At 64.9% G+C, this 16,523-nt stretch carries 15 protein-coding genes; 5 read left to right on the top strand and 10 right to left on the bottom strand.

Annotated features, from left to right (window positions below; genetic code table 11):
• Window positions 1-3: 3 nt before the first annotated feature.
• On the bottom strand, window positions 4-585 hold the full coding sequence (locus tag LKE06_RS23390; protein ID WP_228001504.1) for a TetR/AcrR family transcriptional regulator: 582 nt from the start codon (window positions 583-585) through the stop codon (window positions 4-6).
• Between the two features lie 103 nt (window positions 586-688).
• Here LKE06_RS23390 and LKE06_RS23385 point away from each other — a divergent pair, with 103 nt between their 5' ends.
• From LKE06_RS23385 to LKE06_RS23375, 3 genes are all read left to right on the top strand, one after another.
• Window positions 689-1,897, top strand: a complete 1,209-nt coding sequence (locus tag LKE06_RS23385; protein WP_228001503.1) for an FAD-dependent monooxygenase — start codon at window positions 689-691, stop codon at window positions 1,895-1,897.
• Between the two features lie 61 nt (window positions 1,898-1,958).
• Window positions 1,959-2,993: a nucleoside hydrolase gene (locus tag LKE06_RS23380; protein ID WP_228001537.1), complete on the top strand. Its 1,035-nt coding sequence runs from the start codon at window positions 1,959-1,961 to the stop codon at window positions 2,991-2,993.
• Window positions 2,994-3,884: an amidohydrolase family protein gene (locus LKE06_RS23375; RefSeq protein WP_228001502.1), complete on the top strand. Its 891-nt coding sequence runs from the start codon at window positions 2,994-2,996 to the stop codon at window positions 3,882-3,884. It abuts the gene before it with no gap.
• A gap of 166 nt (window positions 3,885-4,050) precedes the next feature.
• Here LKE06_RS23375 and meaB read toward each other — a convergent pair whose 3' ends face one another.
• The 3 genes from meaB to LKE06_RS23360 are packed head-to-tail and all read right to left on the bottom strand — an operon-like array spanning window position 4,051 to window position 9,238.
• Window positions 4,051-5,055 carry a methylmalonyl Co-A mutase-associated GTPase MeaB gene (gene meaB / locus LKE06_RS23370; protein WP_228001501.1) on the bottom strand — a complete coding sequence of 335 codons (1,005 nt, stop codon included), beginning with the start codon at window positions 5,053-5,055 and terminating at the stop codon, window positions 4,051-4,053.
• A complete protein-coding gene (gene scpA, locus LKE06_RS23365; protein WP_255649634.1) occupies window positions 5,052-7,346 on the bottom strand; it encodes a methylmalonyl-CoA mutase in 2,295 nt (764 codons plus the stop codon). Before scpA ends, meaB begins: the two co-directional genes overlap by 4 nt.
• On the bottom strand, window positions 7,346-9,238 hold the full coding sequence (locus tag LKE06_RS23360) for a methylmalonyl-CoA mutase family protein (protein ID WP_228001500.1): 1,893 nt from the start codon (window positions 9,236-9,238) through the stop codon (window positions 7,346-7,348). The genes scpA and LKE06_RS23360 overlap by 1 nt, the downstream gene beginning before the upstream one ends.
• 155 nt (window positions 9,239-9,393) lie before the next feature.
• Between LKE06_RS23360 and LKE06_RS23355 the strand changes: the two genes are divergently transcribed.
• Entirely contained in the window at window positions 9,394-10,068 is a 675-nt protein-coding gene (locus LKE06_RS23355; RefSeq protein ID WP_228001499.1) for a TVP38/TMEM64 family protein, read from the top strand.
• A gap of 72 nt (window positions 10,069-10,140) precedes the next feature.
• On the opposite strand, the gene LKE06_RS23350 is transcribed toward LKE06_RS23355, so the two are convergent.
• The 6 genes from LKE06_RS23350 to LKE06_RS23325 form a co-directional block, all read right to left on the bottom strand.
• Window positions 10,141-11,364 (bottom strand): MFS transporter, encoded by a 1,224-nt coding sequence (locus LKE06_RS23350; RefSeq protein WP_228001498.1) that lies wholly within the window; start codon window positions 11,362-11,364, stop codon window positions 10,141-10,143.
• Window positions 11,357-12,607 carry an FxsB family cyclophane-forming radical SAM/SPASM peptide maturase gene (locus LKE06_RS23345; protein WP_228001497.1) on the bottom strand — a complete coding sequence of 417 codons (1,251 nt, stop codon included), beginning with the start codon at window positions 12,605-12,607 and terminating at the stop codon, window positions 11,357-11,359. The genes LKE06_RS23350 and LKE06_RS23345 overlap by 8 nt, the downstream gene beginning before the upstream one ends.
• Before the next feature lie 81 nt (window positions 12,608-12,688).
• Window positions 12,689-12,835, bottom strand: a complete 147-nt coding sequence (locus tag LKE06_RS23340) for a hypothetical protein (protein WP_228001496.1) — start codon at window positions 12,833-12,835, stop codon at window positions 12,689-12,691.
• Window positions 12,836-12,864: 29 nt separating this feature from the next.
• Window positions 12,865-13,011 (bottom strand): hypothetical protein, encoded by a 147-nt coding sequence (locus LKE06_RS23335; RefSeq protein WP_228001495.1) that lies wholly within the window; start codon window positions 13,009-13,011, stop codon window positions 12,865-12,867.
• A gap of 725 nt (window positions 13,012-13,736) precedes the next feature.
• Complete coding sequence (locus LKE06_RS23330; protein WP_228001494.1) at window positions 13,737-14,645, bottom strand: hypothetical protein; 909 nt, start codon at window positions 14,643-14,645, stop codon at window positions 13,737-13,739.
• A 189-nt stretch (window positions 14,646-14,834) separates the two neighbouring features.
• Entirely contained in the window at window positions 14,835-15,071 is a 237-nt protein-coding gene (locus LKE06_RS23325; protein ID WP_228001493.1) for a hypothetical protein, read from the bottom strand.
• A 420-nt stretch (window positions 15,072-15,491) separates the two neighbouring features.
• Here LKE06_RS23325 and LKE06_RS23320 point away from each other — a divergent pair, with 420 nt between their 5' ends.
• Complete coding sequence (locus LKE06_RS23320; protein ID WP_228001492.1) at window positions 15,492-16,445, top strand: NAD-dependent epimerase/dehydratase family protein; 954 nt, start codon at window positions 15,492-15,494, stop codon at window positions 16,443-16,445.
• Window positions 16,446-16,523 lie beyond the last annotated feature (78 nt).

The following is a 16,523-nucleotide window of genomic DNA, read 5'->3' as shown; positions in this document are numbered from 1 at the left end:
CTCTCAGGTCGACAGCGCCGATCCGGCTATGGCGGCGATGGCCTCGCCCAGCCGGGCACCGTCGGGCAGATTGTCGCCGCGGGTGATCATCCACAGCACGCCGAGGCCCTGTGCGAGGACGAAATACAGCTCGCCGACGGCGCGAGCGGTGTCGGCGTCCAGTTCGGGATGTGCTTCCCGCAACGCCTTGCCGAGGTCTTCGTAGGCGCCGGACAGGGCTTCGGTCATGAAGGTGTCGGACTCCGGCAACCGGGTGATGCGAACCAGGTTCTCCATACTCGCCAGCATTCCCTCGCGGTTTTCCTCGAACACTGTCGACATACCGTCCCACATGGCCGCGAACGCCATGAGCAGGGGCTTATCGCTGTTCTCCAGGATCATCGCGACCATACCGTCACCGATTCCGGTGCCGACCGCCGTCGCGAGCGCCTCGGTGATCAGCCGTTCCTTCGACCCGAAGTGGTAGCCGATCGCGGCCAGGCTCACTCCCGCGGCGGTGGCGATGTCGCGCGCGGTGGTCTTCGCTACACCGCGTTCCATGATGGCCTTACGTGCTCCCGCCAATAGATCTTCTCGGTTTCCCATAACTCACACGCTACAACGTCTTAGACATTTGTACTAGACAGATGTTCTAATCGAGTGTTACACATACGTCTAAGACAAACGTACTTCAGATGGGAAGTAGAACATGAGCACCACCACCTCCCCGCACGTCCTGGTCAGCGGCGGCGGGATCGCGGGCAACGCCGTGGCACTGCAGTTACTGCGAGCCGGTATCAGGACCACAGTCGTCGAACGCGCGGCCGAGCCGAGGCCCGGTGGCCAGGCCGTCGATCTGCGTGGTCCCAGCCGCGAGGTGGCCGAACGGATGGGGCTCATGCCGGGCATCCGCAAGCATCAACTCGATGAGCGCGGTATGGCCCATGTCGACAAGAACGGCCGCGAGTTCGCCCGCATGCCCGCCGAAATGTTCGACGGCAAGGGGCCGGTCGCCGAAATCGAGATCACCCGCGGCGATCTGAACGCGGTCCTGCTTGCCGAAATCGCCAGTGCGGGAGGCGAACTCCGCTACCGCTACAGCGAATGGATCGAGGACCTGTGCGCCGACGACACGGGGATCGAAGTCACCTTCGCCTCCGGCGCGACCGAACGCTTCGATCTCGTAATCGGTGCCGACGGGGTGCACTCGGCAACACGGCGGCTGGCGTTCGGCCCGGAGGAACAGTTCGCGACCTACCTCGGCGGCTACACGTCGTTCTTCACCATCCCGACCCCGGCCGGGCTCGAGCCGGGCTGGTTCATCATGCACAGCGTGCCGAGGGCGGCGGTCGGAATCCGCCCCGATTCCGACCCCGCCACCTCGAAGGCGATCATCACGCTGCGTACCGACGCCGACCCGCGGTTGCGTCGCGATGTCGCCGCCCAACAGGGCCTCATACGTGAGATGCTCGCCGACGCGGGGTGGGAGGCCCCCGCCGTGCTCGCCGCGATGCCCGCCGCACCGGACTTCTATTTCGACGAACTGGCTCGTGTCGATATGCCCGCACTGTCCGCGGGCCGGGTGACCCTGCTCGGCGATGCCGGCTTCTGCGGCTCCCCGATGACTGGCATGGGCACCGCTATGGCCATTGTCGGCGGCTATATTCTCGCGGCCGAAATCGCCGCCACCCCAGACGATCTCGCGGGCGCTCAAGCACGGTATGAGGCGATCGTCAAGCCCTTCCTCGACAAGGCCAAGGAGCTGCCGGGCGGCGGCATCAAAATGATGCTACCCACCTCACGCATCGGCACCCGCCTGGCCCGTGGCGCGGCGAGATTGATGACCTCACCTCCATTGCGACCAGTCATGCTGAAGATGATGACCGACACCGACGACTACGAGTTGCCGTCGTATTGAGCCACCAGCGCACCTCCCGAGCGCACCTCGCTACTCTCGGGTGGTGCGCCAGCGGATCATCATGGATGTCGATACCGGGATCGACGACTCTCTCGCGCTGCTCTATCTGCTGGCCTCACCGGAGGCCGAGATCGCGGGAATCGCCGCTACCGCGGGAAATGTGCCCGCACCCCGGGTGGCGGCGAATAACCTTGCTTGGCTGGATGTGTGCCGGGCACCCGATATCGAGGTCGCGCTCGGCGCCGCCGAACCGCTGGCCATCCCCTTGCGCACGACCGAGGACACGCACGGCCCCCATGGCGTCGGGTATGCCGAACTCCCGGAGTCGGAGCGACCGCTGTCTGCTCGTTCGGCGGCACAGCTGTGGGTAGATCTGGTTCGCGAGGATCCTGGCCGGATCGTTGGACTGTGTACCGGGCCGCTGACAAATCTCGCACTGGCGCTGCGTCTGGAGCCCGAGCTGCCGCGGCTACTGCGACGCCTGGTGATCATGGGCGGCGCGTTCAACCATCCGGGCAACACCACACCGACCAATGAGTGGAACGTGCACGTCGACCCCGAGGCAGCTAAGGAGGTCTTCGACGCCTTCTCCTCGGCTCCGCCGGACCGTCGCCCCATCGTGTGCGCTCTCGATATCACCGAAACCATCGAAATGCGGCCCGAACACCTTGCGCTGCTGGCCGAACGCGCGGGCAGCCAGCCGGTGGAGGTCGTATCGGAGACCGATCCGCCGGAAGCGAGGTCGGCGGGGAGTAATCCCATCGTGCGATACCTGACCGATGCGGTGCGGTTCTATTTCGACTTCCACCGCCACTACGACCAGGGCTATCTCGCGCATATGCACGACCCGTTCGCAGCCGCCGTAGCGCTCGATCCCGCGCTGGCGCGCCTGCGGCCCGCGACGGTCGATGTCGAACTGACCGGCGCCCTGACCCGCGCGACCACGGTCGCGGACTGGGCGGGCATGTGGGGCCGGGAACCTAACGCGGACATAGTGATCGGCACCGATCCAGCTGAATTCTTCGACCGGATGATCACCAGAGTCGGCGACTTCGCCATGGAAGTCTACCCACCAGCGGCACCAAAGGATGCGTGAATGACCAGCACCAACATAGACGACAACAGCTACCTCGCCGACTTCCGGACGCGACTCGAGCTGCCCGGAATCATCGACGTACACACACACTTCATGCCGGATCAGGTGATGCGCAAGGTGTGGGCGTACTTCGATTCCGCCGGCCCGCTGATCGGCAGGTCCTGGCCGATCGCCTACCGCGAGGATGAGCAGGTCCGGCTGAAGACATTGCGCGACTTCGGTGTTCGCGCCTTCACCTCTCTGGTCTATCCACACAAGCCGGACATGGCGGCCTGGCTCAATGAATGGACCGCCGAGTTCGCCGAGCGCACGCCGGAGTGCCTGCATACCGCGACCTTCTACCCCGAGCCACACGCCGCGAGTTATGTCGAGGCGGCGATCGAGCGGGGCGCCCGGATCTTCAAGGTGCACATTCAGGTCGGTGGCTTCCATCCCGGAAACCCGCTACTCGACTCGGTGTGGGGGATGATCGAGGACGCGCAGATCCCCGTCGTCATCCACTGCGGGTCGGGTCCGGCACCCGGCGAATACACCGGCCCTGAGCCCATTGCCGCTCTGCTGCAACGCTTCCCGCGCTTGCAACTCGTCATCGCGCACATGGGCACCCCTGAATACTCCCAATTCCTCGATCTCACACAGGCCCACGACGGAGTCCGTCTCGACACCACTATGGTGTGGACCGACTTCAGCGAGGCCGACGCACCCTTTCCCACCACCGAGTACGCCAGACTGATCGACCTCGGCGACCGCATACTCTTCGGCAGCGATTTCCCGAATATCCCGTACTCCTATGGTCATTCGATCCAAGCCTTGGAACGGCTCGAACTCGGTGACGCCTGGTTACGCCAGGTCTGCTATCACAATGCCGCACGGCTGTTCGATATTGGATAACGGCTCCCGCAGTCACACCGAGTCGGATCGGCCAGCGCCCGGTCGATCCGCTCATTGGAACGGCGAGAAGATTCGCGGCACCTCACATGGCCACTATCGCGGGTGTACGACTCGCACTGACCGGTCTGCGACATCGTCGTGGGGTGGAGCCCACGACGATATCGGCTCAGTTGTCGTCGAAGGCGCGCAACAGTTCTTCCGCGGCCAGCGCCGCGGTCAGCGTGCCTTCACGAACCTGCTTTTCCACCTGCGCGCGAATAGCTTTCACGTTCGGGTTGTCGGCGAGACGGCGCAACAACTGATCGTGAACCATGGTCCAGGTCCAGTCGATCTGCTGACGGCGGCGCTTCTCGTCGAATTCACCCGCGTCGGTGAGGACTCGGCGATGTTCGAGGACCGTGTCCCAAAACTTGTCCAGGCCATGGCCTTCCAGCCCGCTCATGGTGAGAACCGGTGGGCGCCACAGCGCGTCGCGCGGATGGATGAGGCGCAAGGCACCGGCCAGTTCACGGGCCGCGGCCTTGGCCTCGATCTCGTACTTGCCGTCGGCCTTGTTCACCGCGACCAGATCCGCCAGCTCGAGCACACCCTTTTTGATGCCCTGCAGTTGATCTCCGGTGCGGGCCAGGGTGAGGAAGCAGAAGACATCGACCATATCGGCGACCGTCACCTCGGACTGGCCGACGCCGACGGTCTCCACCAGGATTACGTCGTAGCCCGCGGCCTCGAGCAGCACCATGGTTTCGCGAGTCGCCTTGGCGACCCCGCCCAGCGTGCCCGCGGTCGGAGACGGCCGGATAAAAGCATTGCGCTCCAAGGACAGTCGCGCCATACGGGTCTTGTCGCCGAGGATCGAGCCGCCGGTTCGCGTGGAGGACGGGTCCACGGCGAGTACCGCGACGCGATGCCCATTGCGGAGCAGATCCATGCCTAGCGCGTCGATGAATGTCGACTTGCCGACACCCGGAACACCGGTTATCCCAACACGATTAGACACCGTGGCGTTGTCGGTGTCCGCATCGGGAGTCAGCCGGAGCAACAGTTGCTGCGCCAGGTCCCGATGGTCGGCCCGGGTCGACTCGACCAGCGTGATCGCCCGCGCCAAGGCGGCCCGCTCGTTCTTGCGGACCGACTCGGCGAGCGCGTCTACATCGATGACGCGTTTGTTCATTCGGCGCTGGCTGCATCCACCGTGCCGACGCCGATCTCGTGACCGAGGTCGGAGGCCAGCTTCTTCAGCAAATCGATCGCCGCGTCGGCGATGACAGTGCCGGGCGGGAAGATCGCCGCCGCGCCCGCCGCGTAGAGCTCGTCGAAGTCACCGGGCGGGACGACACCGCCCACGATGACCATGATGTCGGGTCGTCCGACATCGGCCAGCGCCTGCCGAAGGGCGGGCACCAGCGTGAGGTGACCCGCCGCCAGCGAGGACACACCGACAACATGCACGTCGTTGTCGGCCGCCTGCTGCGCCACCTCTTCCGGGGTCTGGAACAGCGGGCCCACGTCCACGTCGAAGCCGAGGTCGGCGAAGGCCGTGGCGATCACCTTCTGTCCTCGGTCGTGACCGTCCTGGCCCATCTTGGCGACGAGGATGCGGGGACGACGGCCTTCCGCGTCGGCGAATTCCTCGACGAGATCGATCGCCTTGCTGATGTTGGTCACCTTCCCGGCCTCATCGCGGTACACACCGGACAGCGTACGGATCTCGGCCTGGTGGCGGCCGTACACCTTCTCCAGCGCGGCGGAGATCTCGCCGACAGTGGCCTTGGCGCGCGCGGCATCGATGGCGAGCGCGAGCAGATTGTTCTGCATCCCACCCTCCGAAGAGGCTGCGGCGCGGGTCAATTCGGCGAGCGCGCGTTCGACCTCGGCCGAATCACGTTCGGCGCGAAGCCTTTGCAGCTTCTCGATCTGCTCGGCGCGCACGCGCGAGTTCTCGACCTTGAGAACCTCGACCTGCTGGTCCTCTTCGACCTGGTACTTGTTGACGCCGATGACCGGCTGCTGGCCGGTATCGATGCGCGCCTGGGTACGGGCGGCGGCCTCCTCGATGCGCAGCTTCGGGATGCCCTCGCCGATCGCCTGCGCCATACCGCCGTGGGCTTCCACCTCGGCGATGTGCGCGCGAGCGCGGTTGGCCAGCTGGTGGGTAAGCCATTCGACGTAGTAGGAACCGCCCCACGGGTCGATCGGCCGGGTCGTATTGGACTCCTGCTGAATCAGCAGCTGGGTGTTGCGCGCGATGCGGGCGGAGAAGTCGGTCGGCAGTGCGAGCGCTTCGTCGAGGGCATTGGTGTGCAACGACTGAGTGTGGCCCTGAGTCGCCGCCATCGCCTCGATGCAGGTACGCGCCACGTTGTTATAGGCGTCCTGCGCGGTGAGCGACCAGCCTGACGTCTGTGAATGGGTACGCAGCGACAGCGATTTCGCGCTCTTGGGCTCGAACTTCGCGACCAGCTCACTCCAGAGCAGCCTGCCCGCTCGCAGTTTCGCGACCTCCATGAAGAAGTTCATGCCGATCGCCCAGAAGAACGACAGCCGCGGCGCGAACTTGTCGACCTCCATACCCGCGTCGATGCCGGCGCGAATGTACTCGACACCATCGGCGAGGGTGTAGGCCAGCTCCAGGTCGGCGGTCGCACCGGCTTCCTGAATGTGGTAGCCGGAGATGGAGATCGAGTTGAACTTCGGCATCTTCGAGCTGGTGTAGGCGAAAATGTCGGAGATGATCCGCATCGAAGGCTTGGGCGGATAGATGTAGGTATTGCGGACCATGAACTCTTTCAGAATGTCATTCTGAATGGTTCCGGCCAGCTGCTCCGGCGCGACGCCCTGCTCTTCTGCCGCAACGACATACAGCGCGAGGATCGGCAGCACCGCGCCGTTCATCGTCATCGACACGCTGACCTGGTCGAGCGGGATGTGGTCGAACAGTTGGCGCATATCGAGAATGGAATCGATGGCGACACCGGCCATTCCGACGTCACCCTGCACGCGCGGATGATCGGAATCGTAGCCGCGGTGGGTGGCCAGGTCGAAGGCGACCGAGAGTCCCTTCTGGCCGGCCTGCAGGTTGCGGCGGTAGAAGGCATTCGAGTCCGCGGCCGTGGAGAAGCCCGCGTACTGGCGAATCGTCCACGGCTGGTTGACATACATCGTCGGGTACGGGCCGCGCACGAACGGCGCGATACCCGGCACGCTGTCGAGCGGATACCCTTCGGCGGCAACGGCATCCCGGTCAGCCTTGGTGAATACCGGTGGCACGTCGATGCCTTCGGGCGTCGACCAGACCAGCTGCTCAGGTGTGTAGGTATTGGCCTCGGCGGCCGCGCGCACATAGGCGTCGACCTGCGCGGCATCCACCGCGGCGGGTTCCGCCGGACGCTCGGCCAGCGGCACGTCGGCGAAACTGCCGATCACGTGCTCGGTTTCCTGGCGTTCGATTCCACTCAATGTCATCAGGCTCCCACCTTCTCCAGCAGGCCGGACAGGGCAGCGACCGCGTCGATGCGGGCCGCGAGATAACCGTCCGGGCGCTGCGCGCCACTCAACTCCGCGACCGCCTGCTCCGATCCGGCCAGCAGAACCGTCTCGATTCCGGCGGCGCGCAATGCGTCGACGGCCGCGCCCGCGTCGGTGCCGTAACGCTTGTCCGAGCCACACAGCACCGCGATAGTGGCACCGGATTCCGTTGCCGCCGTGCCGATCCCGGCCGCCTCCAGCGGACCGAGATTGATCGATTCGATACCACCGGACGCCAGCAGGTTGGCGATAAAAGTGACCCGCACATTGTGCTCGGCCACCGACCCCAGCGGCACCAGCAGCGCACGCGGCCGCGCGCCCTTTGCGGCCAGGTACGCGTCCGATCGATTGCGCAATGCCTCGAACCGCGCTCCGTAGCGCGCGATCGCCGCCTCCTGTCGCGCGGCTTCCGACAGCGGCGCTTCGGCCAGGTTCGGAAACTCGTTCACGCCGGTAACGGCCGTCTTGCGGTGTGCGACATCGGAATCCCGGGCCGCCCTGGTGGCAGCAATACGCTCGGCGAGCAGACCGGACTCCAGCGCCGACCGGTAGCCGCCCGCAGACTCGATCTCCTGCATGAACTCCCACGCCTTCACGGCGAGCGCGGCGGTGAGGTCTTCGACGTACCAGGAACCGGCGCCCGGGTCCTGAACGTGACCGAGGTGCGATTCCTCGAGCAGCAGCAATTGGGTGTTGCGAGCCATGCGGTCGGAGAAGGACTTCGAGACGTCGAGCTCACCCGCGGGCAGCGCCGAATCGAACGGCAGAACCGTCACCGTGTCCGCGCCGCCGACACCGGCGCCGAATGCCGCGAGGGTGGTGCGCAGCATGTTCACCCACGGGTCGCGCTGGGTCATCATGGCGGCCGAGGTCACGGCGTGCTGTGGCGCCCCGCCGAATGCGGGTGCACCGCACACGTGCGCGACGCGGGCCCAGAGTTGCCGGGCCGCACGGAATTTGGCGATGGTGGCGAACTGGTCGTCGGTCGCGGCGAAGCGGAACTCCACCTGTCCCAGCGCATCCGCGATATCGCGGCCGTCCTCGGTCAAAGCCCGCAGGTAGGCCAGTCCGGCGGCGACCGCCGCACCGAGCTCCTGGGCATCGGAGGCGCCGGCGTCATGGAAGACGGTGCCGTCCACAGTGATTGCCCGCACCGTCTCGGCCCGTGCGATCGCCGCTGCGGCGAGCGCGAGTGTTTGCGTCAGGTCGATGTCGTCGGCACCGGAGAAGCCGCTGGTGAACGGGGCCGCACCGAGCCCGACCTGAATATCCTTACGCACCGGCAGTTGATATCTGTCGAGGACGCCGAAAACCTGAGCCGCGGCCGCGGTGACGTCGCTACCCGCGTCCACCGTCAGCGGCGCCAACTCGAATAGCAGCCCGTTCAGCGCCGTGGGCACCTCGGCCACGGGGACACCTCGCGCACCTACGCCGAGCCGGACCGCGCTGATCCCGCTGTCCAGACCCGCCAGGATCTCCCGGTTCGCCGCCGCACCGTCGCTCGCGCCGACCGTGGCGCTCACATACCAGCCTTGGTGGACGTCGCGGGTCGCGTCACGACCCCGCACGAATGGAAAGGCGCCGGGCAGCGGCTGCTCGGGCCGCTCGTCGCGCCGGGTGTAGAGCGGGGCGATGGTCAGCCCGTCATACGTGGTTTCCGCGAGCAGCGTCTCGGGCTCCTCCGGAAGATCGGCCGCGTCGACCTTGCGGGCCTTCGCAAGCACCCCGGCCACACCTTTGCGCCACGCGGCGTACTCGGGCACCGGGCTCGCACCCGCGGGTCGCTCCGCGGGCTGCGCTCCGGCCGCCGTATCTGAAGCAATCTGCATAGCCGCTTGTCCTCTTCCACTCGATAGCCGTCGCATTCGCCCAGGTCAGCAAGCACTTAGGTTAACGAGCATTCGTCCCGTTTTCTTTTGATGCTAGCGGGAGGCCAATAGCTGGTTGCCCCTGGCCGCCACTACCAACCGGTAACCTGTCGCGGGTGACCAAGCTGATCCGTGACCCGCGTATCGTCGCCCTGCTCGTCGGCGGCGCGGCGCTGTTCGCCGTGGCCATGGTGGTCCCGCTGCCCAGCCCACAACAGACGCAGCAGTGGGCGATTTCGGTCGGCCCGCTCTTTCCGTTGCTGTTCTTCGTGATTCACGCGCTGGTCACGGTCGCGCCGGTGCCACGAACGGTGCTGACAGTGAGCGCGGGCGTGCTGTTCGGCCCGGCACTCGGGATCGCCCTCGCGGTATCGGCAACCACGGTCAGCGCGGCATTGGCGATCGCGCTCGTGCGCATGCTCGATCGAGACAAAGTCGCCGCGCACCTCACCCATCCTGCCGTGCGCTCGATCGACGAGCGACTCGAACGGCGAGGGTGGTTGGCGGTCGGATCGCTGCGCTTGATCGCGTTCGCGCCGTTCTCGGTGATCAACTACTGCTGCGGGCTGTCCTCGATTCGATTCTGGCCCTACCTCATCGCCACGATATTCGGCGTTCTGCCCGGCACCGTCGGGACGGTCATCCTTGGTGACGCGCTGACCGGAGGCACCCATCCGGGGATGCTGGTCGTGTCGGGTGTGTGCATCGCTGTCGGCATCATCGGCCTCGTCGTGGACGCGCGGTGGAGCCAGCAGCGGCCCGAACCGGCGACGGCCACTCCCGTCGCGTAGGTCATCAGCTCCCGGGTAGCCGCATTCGACCAACGAACAGCCGCTGCTCGGCGCCTGTCAGCTCGGAGCGTGTCAGCTCGGAGCGTCGGCCAGGTCGTCTTCGACAGCGGTGGCCGCGCGAGTGCTCGCGTACACGGCCAGCGCGCACATTGCCCCGAGCACGATCCATCGTGTCGGCACGGTCCCTACCGTGGCGAGCAGGTAGCCCGCGCCCAGCGCGCCCAGCGCGACCGCGCCGTCACACACCAGCGTCATGGTCGCGATCGCGCGCAGCAGTGTCTGTTCGGGGATCACCTCTACCCGGTAGATCGTCATCGCCACATTGGTCACAACACCGACCCCGCCGACTCCGCACCAGCACGCGGCCAGCACAAAGGGATTGTCGCTCAACGCAATAGGCGCGAGCAGCGCCGTCCACGCCCACAGCGCTCCCCGATAGACCAGCCGGGGCGAGACACGAGCGGTGAGCCACGACGCCGCCGCCGCGCCGAATAGTCCGCCGACCCCGGCCGCACCGAGCACAGCTCCCACGGTCCACGTGGGGTATCCACTGCCATCGAGCTCCACCAGGATCAGCAGCAGCACAACTTGAATGACGATGTTCGACAATCCGCTGATCATCGTCGACATCCGCAGGAACGGCTCGGCCCACACGACGCGCACGCCGTCGGAGACATCGCGTCGACCGGTTGCCTGTGTGGACGCCTGCGCATCAACCACATTCGAACGGATCAGCAATAGCGTGACCAGGCAATACAGGTAGGACACGGCGTTCGCGACGAAGGGCAGCCAGCGGGCCGCGCCGTAGATCGCCGCGCCGGTGGCTCGCCCGATCAGGATGGCGATCGGCTGCTCGGCTTCGAGGAACGAAAATGCCGCAGGCCGGTGCTCGGGTGCAACGACATCGCGGATAACGCCCAACTCGCACAATCCACCGAAGACGAACACGCTGCCCTCGATGAACGCCGCGGCCATGAGTATCAGCCACAGGCTCGGCAACTGCGCCGCGACCGCGATGGCCACCACACCGGTCGCGGCAAGCCCGAGGTACTGGCAGCGAATCAATGTCCGTACGCGGTGCGGGCCATCGGCGACCACGCCGGCGGGCAGTTGGAAGATCAACCCCGGCAGGCTCAGCGCGAACCCGATCCAACCGGCCGCGGCGGGCGAACCGGTGACCGCGAGAACCAGCAGCGGGTAGGCGATCCGCACGCCATGGAATCCGACCAGCGAGGTGGCGTTCCCCGACCACAGCAATAGGAAATTCCGGTTGGCATGCAGGCCGGAATTACTCATCGCGCCCCGAGGCGCTCAACAATTCGATATCCGCCCGGACGCGGACCTCGATATGCTGGATCAGTTTCAGCAGGTCGGCGCAATACACCGACGGATTGCGGAAGCCATTGTCCTCGCTGTAACGGTGGGCATAGTGCCCGCCACCGCATACGGTCCGCACCGGGCAGGCGAGGCAGGTGTCGCTCAGCGCGTCCGCGCCGATCTGCCTGGCCGCCATCCCGGGTTCCCGCAGGGCCAGGTCCAGGGGGTTCCCCTCCCCCTCCGTCCGAAGTTTGGTCGCGCCCGCGAAGGTCGACTTCAGTTCGTCGACCTGCTCGAGAGTGCCATCGGTCTCGATGACGGCCAGTCGAATGGGGCCGAGCCCAACGGTCTCAGAGGTAGGTTCGCCGCCGAGGATCAAATCGATGATGTCGCCGAAGAGCCGTACGTTGGTTTCCGAAACGGGTGCGTTGTACCAGCGATCGAAAACCGCGATCAGCCAATCGGCGTGCGGTGTGGTGCCGTCGTGGATGCCCGAAGCGGGCGGTGGAGTCGTCCAATTCCCGTGCGGCAGTAAGAAATCCACGGCCGGTGGCGCGAACTTCGCGAGTGCCTCGTAGGTTTGCACCGGGTCGTTGTCCACGTCGATCGTGCACAGCAGACCGGAGAACAGGTGACGGTGCTCGTCGGTGGTCAGCCGCGCCAGGCCCTCCGCGACTCGCGCGTAGCTGCCCATCCCACGCCGATCGCGCCGATGACGATCGTTCCCGGTTTCGTCGCCATCGATGCTGACGCCGACTTGAATGTTCCATTGATCGCAGATGCGCAGAAATTCATCGTCGAGCAGCACACCATTGGTCTGCATACCCAGGCCGACCTCGACGATGGGCTCGAGCAATTCTCTGGCCCGGCGGGCGAAATACTCCAGGTCTCGATGCCCGACCATCAGCGGCTCACCACCGTGGAATACGAGATCGACGGCGGGCAGCGCGAAGATGCGGGCATGGTCGCCGATCATTCGGCAGGCGTCGTCAAAAACATTGCGGCTCATTGTTTTCGGCTGATCGCGCCAACTCTGGTCGGCCATTTCGTAGATGTAACAGTAATCACATGCCAGATTGCATCGGCTGTGGATCTTGACAATAAATTCCGTGAAGGGCAGCGGTTCCCAGCCGCCGCGACGCAATTCGGCGACATCCAATCCAACCGCAGGCCAGGAGATCGGCTCGCGGAAGCGACCCAACGACAGCGAAACCGGTTCCATATTCCCGCTCCCTAGAGCTGTGCGAAACCACGGGTGACCCCATCCCGGCAGCCACCCGTGGTCGATACTTTTCGCGCCCGATTACTTACCGGAGGCGATGAACGAGTTGAAGTTGTTTCGGTTACGTCCGGCCCCATCGAGCCGACGCTCGAGTGCCGCGCGCAGTGCCGGGCTCACGTCCGCCAGCTGCTGCGGGCCCATCGTGGCGAATTCGGGAAGATTACTCATACTGATACCTCCTGATATCTCGGATCGGATTACTTACCGGAGCTGATAAACGAGTTGAAGTTGTTTCGGTTACGTCCGGCGTGCTCCAGCCGACGCTGGAGCGCGGCGCGCAGCGCGGGGCTCACGTCCGCCAACTGCTGCGGACTCATCGTGGCGAATTGCGGAAGATTACTCATGAAGGTACCTCCTGATTTCCCTCCCGTGATGAGCCCACGCAGCACCCCGCCGCAGTGCCGAATCGGCGTACGACAGTTTCTGAGTATTGGCTCGGGAGATTCTCTGTACCGTGTGACACGTCGTCACTGCGGCCCCTGAAGTGTATTGCGACACAACACAATTCCTCCTCTCAAACATCCCCAAAAATGGGAAACGCGAGCTCGCTCGGCGCGTCGCAGAAGCTAGTGCCGCGTCCAGATAGGTTGCTGCTGTAACCGGGTGTCGGCTCGCCCTCGCGTCCGGTGGCATCGATGCGTGAGCAGGCCACCGAAGACCGATCGAGCGACGCGTGATCGGATCTGTCAGATCGCCGGGTGCTGCCCCCGCATCCTGGCGCGGTCGATTTCGTCGAACGATCGATTCGCTGGTCGAGCCGAACGGTTCAATCTGTCCGAGGGGCAATGATGTTGGCGGCTATAGCTGGCTGAGTTCGCGGATATCGTCGGCGAGCAGGCAACTGAGGCCAGAACGTCACCGGCCTATTGGCCATGACTACGGTTGCTCGATGCCAGGCTATGGTTCGCACGGCCGAGAGGCCGGAGGTTTCGAGCCACTGCGCCAAGTGGACTTCGCGAGCTGCGGTTGTGTGCCGGCCGAGACGTCCGATCCGGTCGACAACCCGGCCGGCAGTGTATAAATGGCTTTCTCGCTGAACCGCAAGTGATGCGTACTATTTTGACCGAAGTCAGGTCCGCTTCGCCTGTAACGCGGCGCGGTGTAGCGGCAGCATCCAGGCGTACAGCACCATCTCCAACACGAAACCGGCGTAGCCAAGCATCTCCAGCTGAGGCCAATGAACGATAACGAACCCGAGAGTCCCGCCCACTGCCGCACCGAGGATCGGCCAGAAGCGGCGGCCTATGAGGAGAATCTGGGCGCCAGCCATGAGGAGTATCGCGCTGAACGCAAAGCCTTTCATTGCAGCCTGCTTATGATCCGGATCAAATATCGCCCAGCTGCTGACAACAAGCAATCCGAAACCGGATGCTGCCAAAACCTCAGCGGCGTGAACCAGAAAGGCATTGACCAGTCCGGTGCGGTAGCGAATTGCCGAACGACCATGCTTCGCCTCGGCCTGCCGCTCACTCTGTTTCGCTCGTGCCGAGCTATCGGCCTGCCGCAGCAGCCGTGCCATCGTGGCGACCTCAACAATGGCATCTGCGGAATCGCGGACGCGCGGGGACGGACCGCCATCATCGGTGTACGTATCGCCCTCGCGATACCTGGTGAACTGGTCGAGGCCGTAGGACAGGTCTTCTCGCTCGGCTTCGGAGAGCAGCCAGGACACACCGGTCACGATCAGGAGAACTATTCCGCTTCCGTTACCCCATTGCACGCGAATGTCGTCGTCGCCGACCTTACCGTGGACGGCCCCACCGAACACCTCCTGCACGAGGTGGTTGATCACGACCCCTTCACTCCGCATCGCCGCGGCCGCCTGCACCAAGACGGAATGAGGGGCTTCCTGCCCAGCGACCAGACACAGCCGAACTACCGGCTGCCCCGCGTCCTCGCCGAGGAACCACTGACGCATGATCTCCGACGGGTGCGGCAGATCGCCGGTGAAAGTCCGCCATAGTCGGCTTAGCCTCACTGCGGCATCGTGCTCGATACTCTCGAGTGTCGGCATCACTTCCCTCCCGATGTGCATGAAAATATACGGGGCACGGTGGAAATCCGCAGTGCTACTGGATAACTGGGACTCGGCCAGAGCTCGCACCTCCGGGCGTATTCATCGACTCGATGACGGGGGGTGACTGCGACACGGCTGGCCAGTGCCTCGTCACGCAGCGTTCGGTAGGTAATCGGGATAGCGGATCTCGGAGCCGGCGGCGAAGTCGCGGACCGGGCCAGCGTGCAGGTTGCGCCAGCGGATGTAGCCGGCGATGGCGGCGTCCTGCTGGCCGTGGCTGCGGTGGCCGGTGCCGTTGAGTGCGAAGTACCGCAGCGTCGCGAACTCGCACTCGCACTCGATGCGGTTGAGCCAGGATAAATACGTCGGCAGGAACACCAGTTCCACCTCATGGGCACCGCACCAGTCACGGACCTCGCGGCGCTTGCGGACGGAGTAGTGCCCCGCTCCATTTTAGGTCCGACGCACCGAACCCGATCTCGTTGAAGTCGTGAACCACTTGCCGCACATAGCTTTCGGATATCTGCATCAGCTTCGCGACCAACCCCACCGGCTGGCGCTGCGCCGAGGCCCATCACCACGATCGCCCGCCGCATCCGCACCGGCCGCGTGCCGATCTTCGTCGCGATCTGCCGGACACGACGTCCCTCTTCCGGGGACAACCGCCGCACGAACACATCCAGCTTCCGAGCCACACGGCACTAGCCGGACGATCGAGCTTCGCGATTCGGTCACCCAGGCCCGCTCACCCACCCGAACGGCTACCGTGGAGTAGCAAAGAGAGACCTGCGAGAATGTGGTGCGGTAGTGAGACTGTTACTCACCGGAGCGTTCGGCAATATCGGCTCGCATGTGCTCGCCGAATTGTTACGGCGCAAACATGAGGTTCGGTGCCTCGCGGCCCGGACACCCGCCGACGAACGCCGCGCGGCGCGGTTCACGTCGGTGACGGATGTCCGCTGGGCCGACATACGTGACGCGGACGCCGTCGCCGACGCGGTGTCAGGTGTCGAGACGGTGCTGCATTTCGCGGCGGTGATTCCCCCGGCAAGCGATGACGATCCCGACTACGCCAGGCAGGTGAACGTCGACGGCACGGCGAACGTGATCGCCGCCTGCCGAGCCCAGCCGCAGCCGCCCCGGTTGATCTTCGCATCCACCTTCGACGTACACGGTCGCACCCTGGACAAGCCGCCGCCGCGTCGGATCGGCGATCCACTCGAGGCCATCGATGCCTACAGCCGCCATAAGATCGAGGGCGAGGCGCTGGTGCGACGCAGCGAATTGAGCTGGTTCATCCCACGTTTCGCCGATGTGCCGATCATCGGCCTGCGCCGGGCGGAGCCGATCATGTTCGAAATCGGCCTGGACAATCGTATCGAGGTGCTCCATCCCGCCGATGCCGCGCTTGCCATGGCCAACGCGCTGGAAACCGAATTAGTTTGGGGCACCACGATGTTCATCGGTGGCGGTAGTTCATGCCAGGTCACCTACCGGGAATTCGTCGCCGGACTACTCGGCGCGATGGGACTGCGAATGCTGCCGGATAACGCGTTCAGTGACAAGGTCTACGCCACCGACTGGCTCGATACCGAAGAAAGCCAGCGACTGCTCTGGTACCAGCGCTGCGAGTTCGACACCATTACCGCCGACATCGCGGCAACCCTCGGCTGGCGGCGACACCTGCTCCCGTTGACCCGCCCATTCGTGGAGCGCGCGATGCTGCGCCTGTCGCCGTATTACGCGAACGCCGCACGGTGACCGCTACGCCACCCACTACCTCGGATTACATACGCTCGTCGCCGCATTGACCTGCTCCAGTATGTGTGTTGCCTCGAT

Source organism: Nocardia australiensis (assembly GCF_020733705.1).
GTDB classification, from domain to species: Bacteria; Actinomycetota; Actinomycetes; order Mycobacteriales; family Mycobacteriaceae; genus Nocardia; species Nocardia australiensis.
The sequence above is the reverse complement of the archived record's forward strand: the minus strand, read 5'-3'. Positions and strand labels throughout refer to the sequence as shown.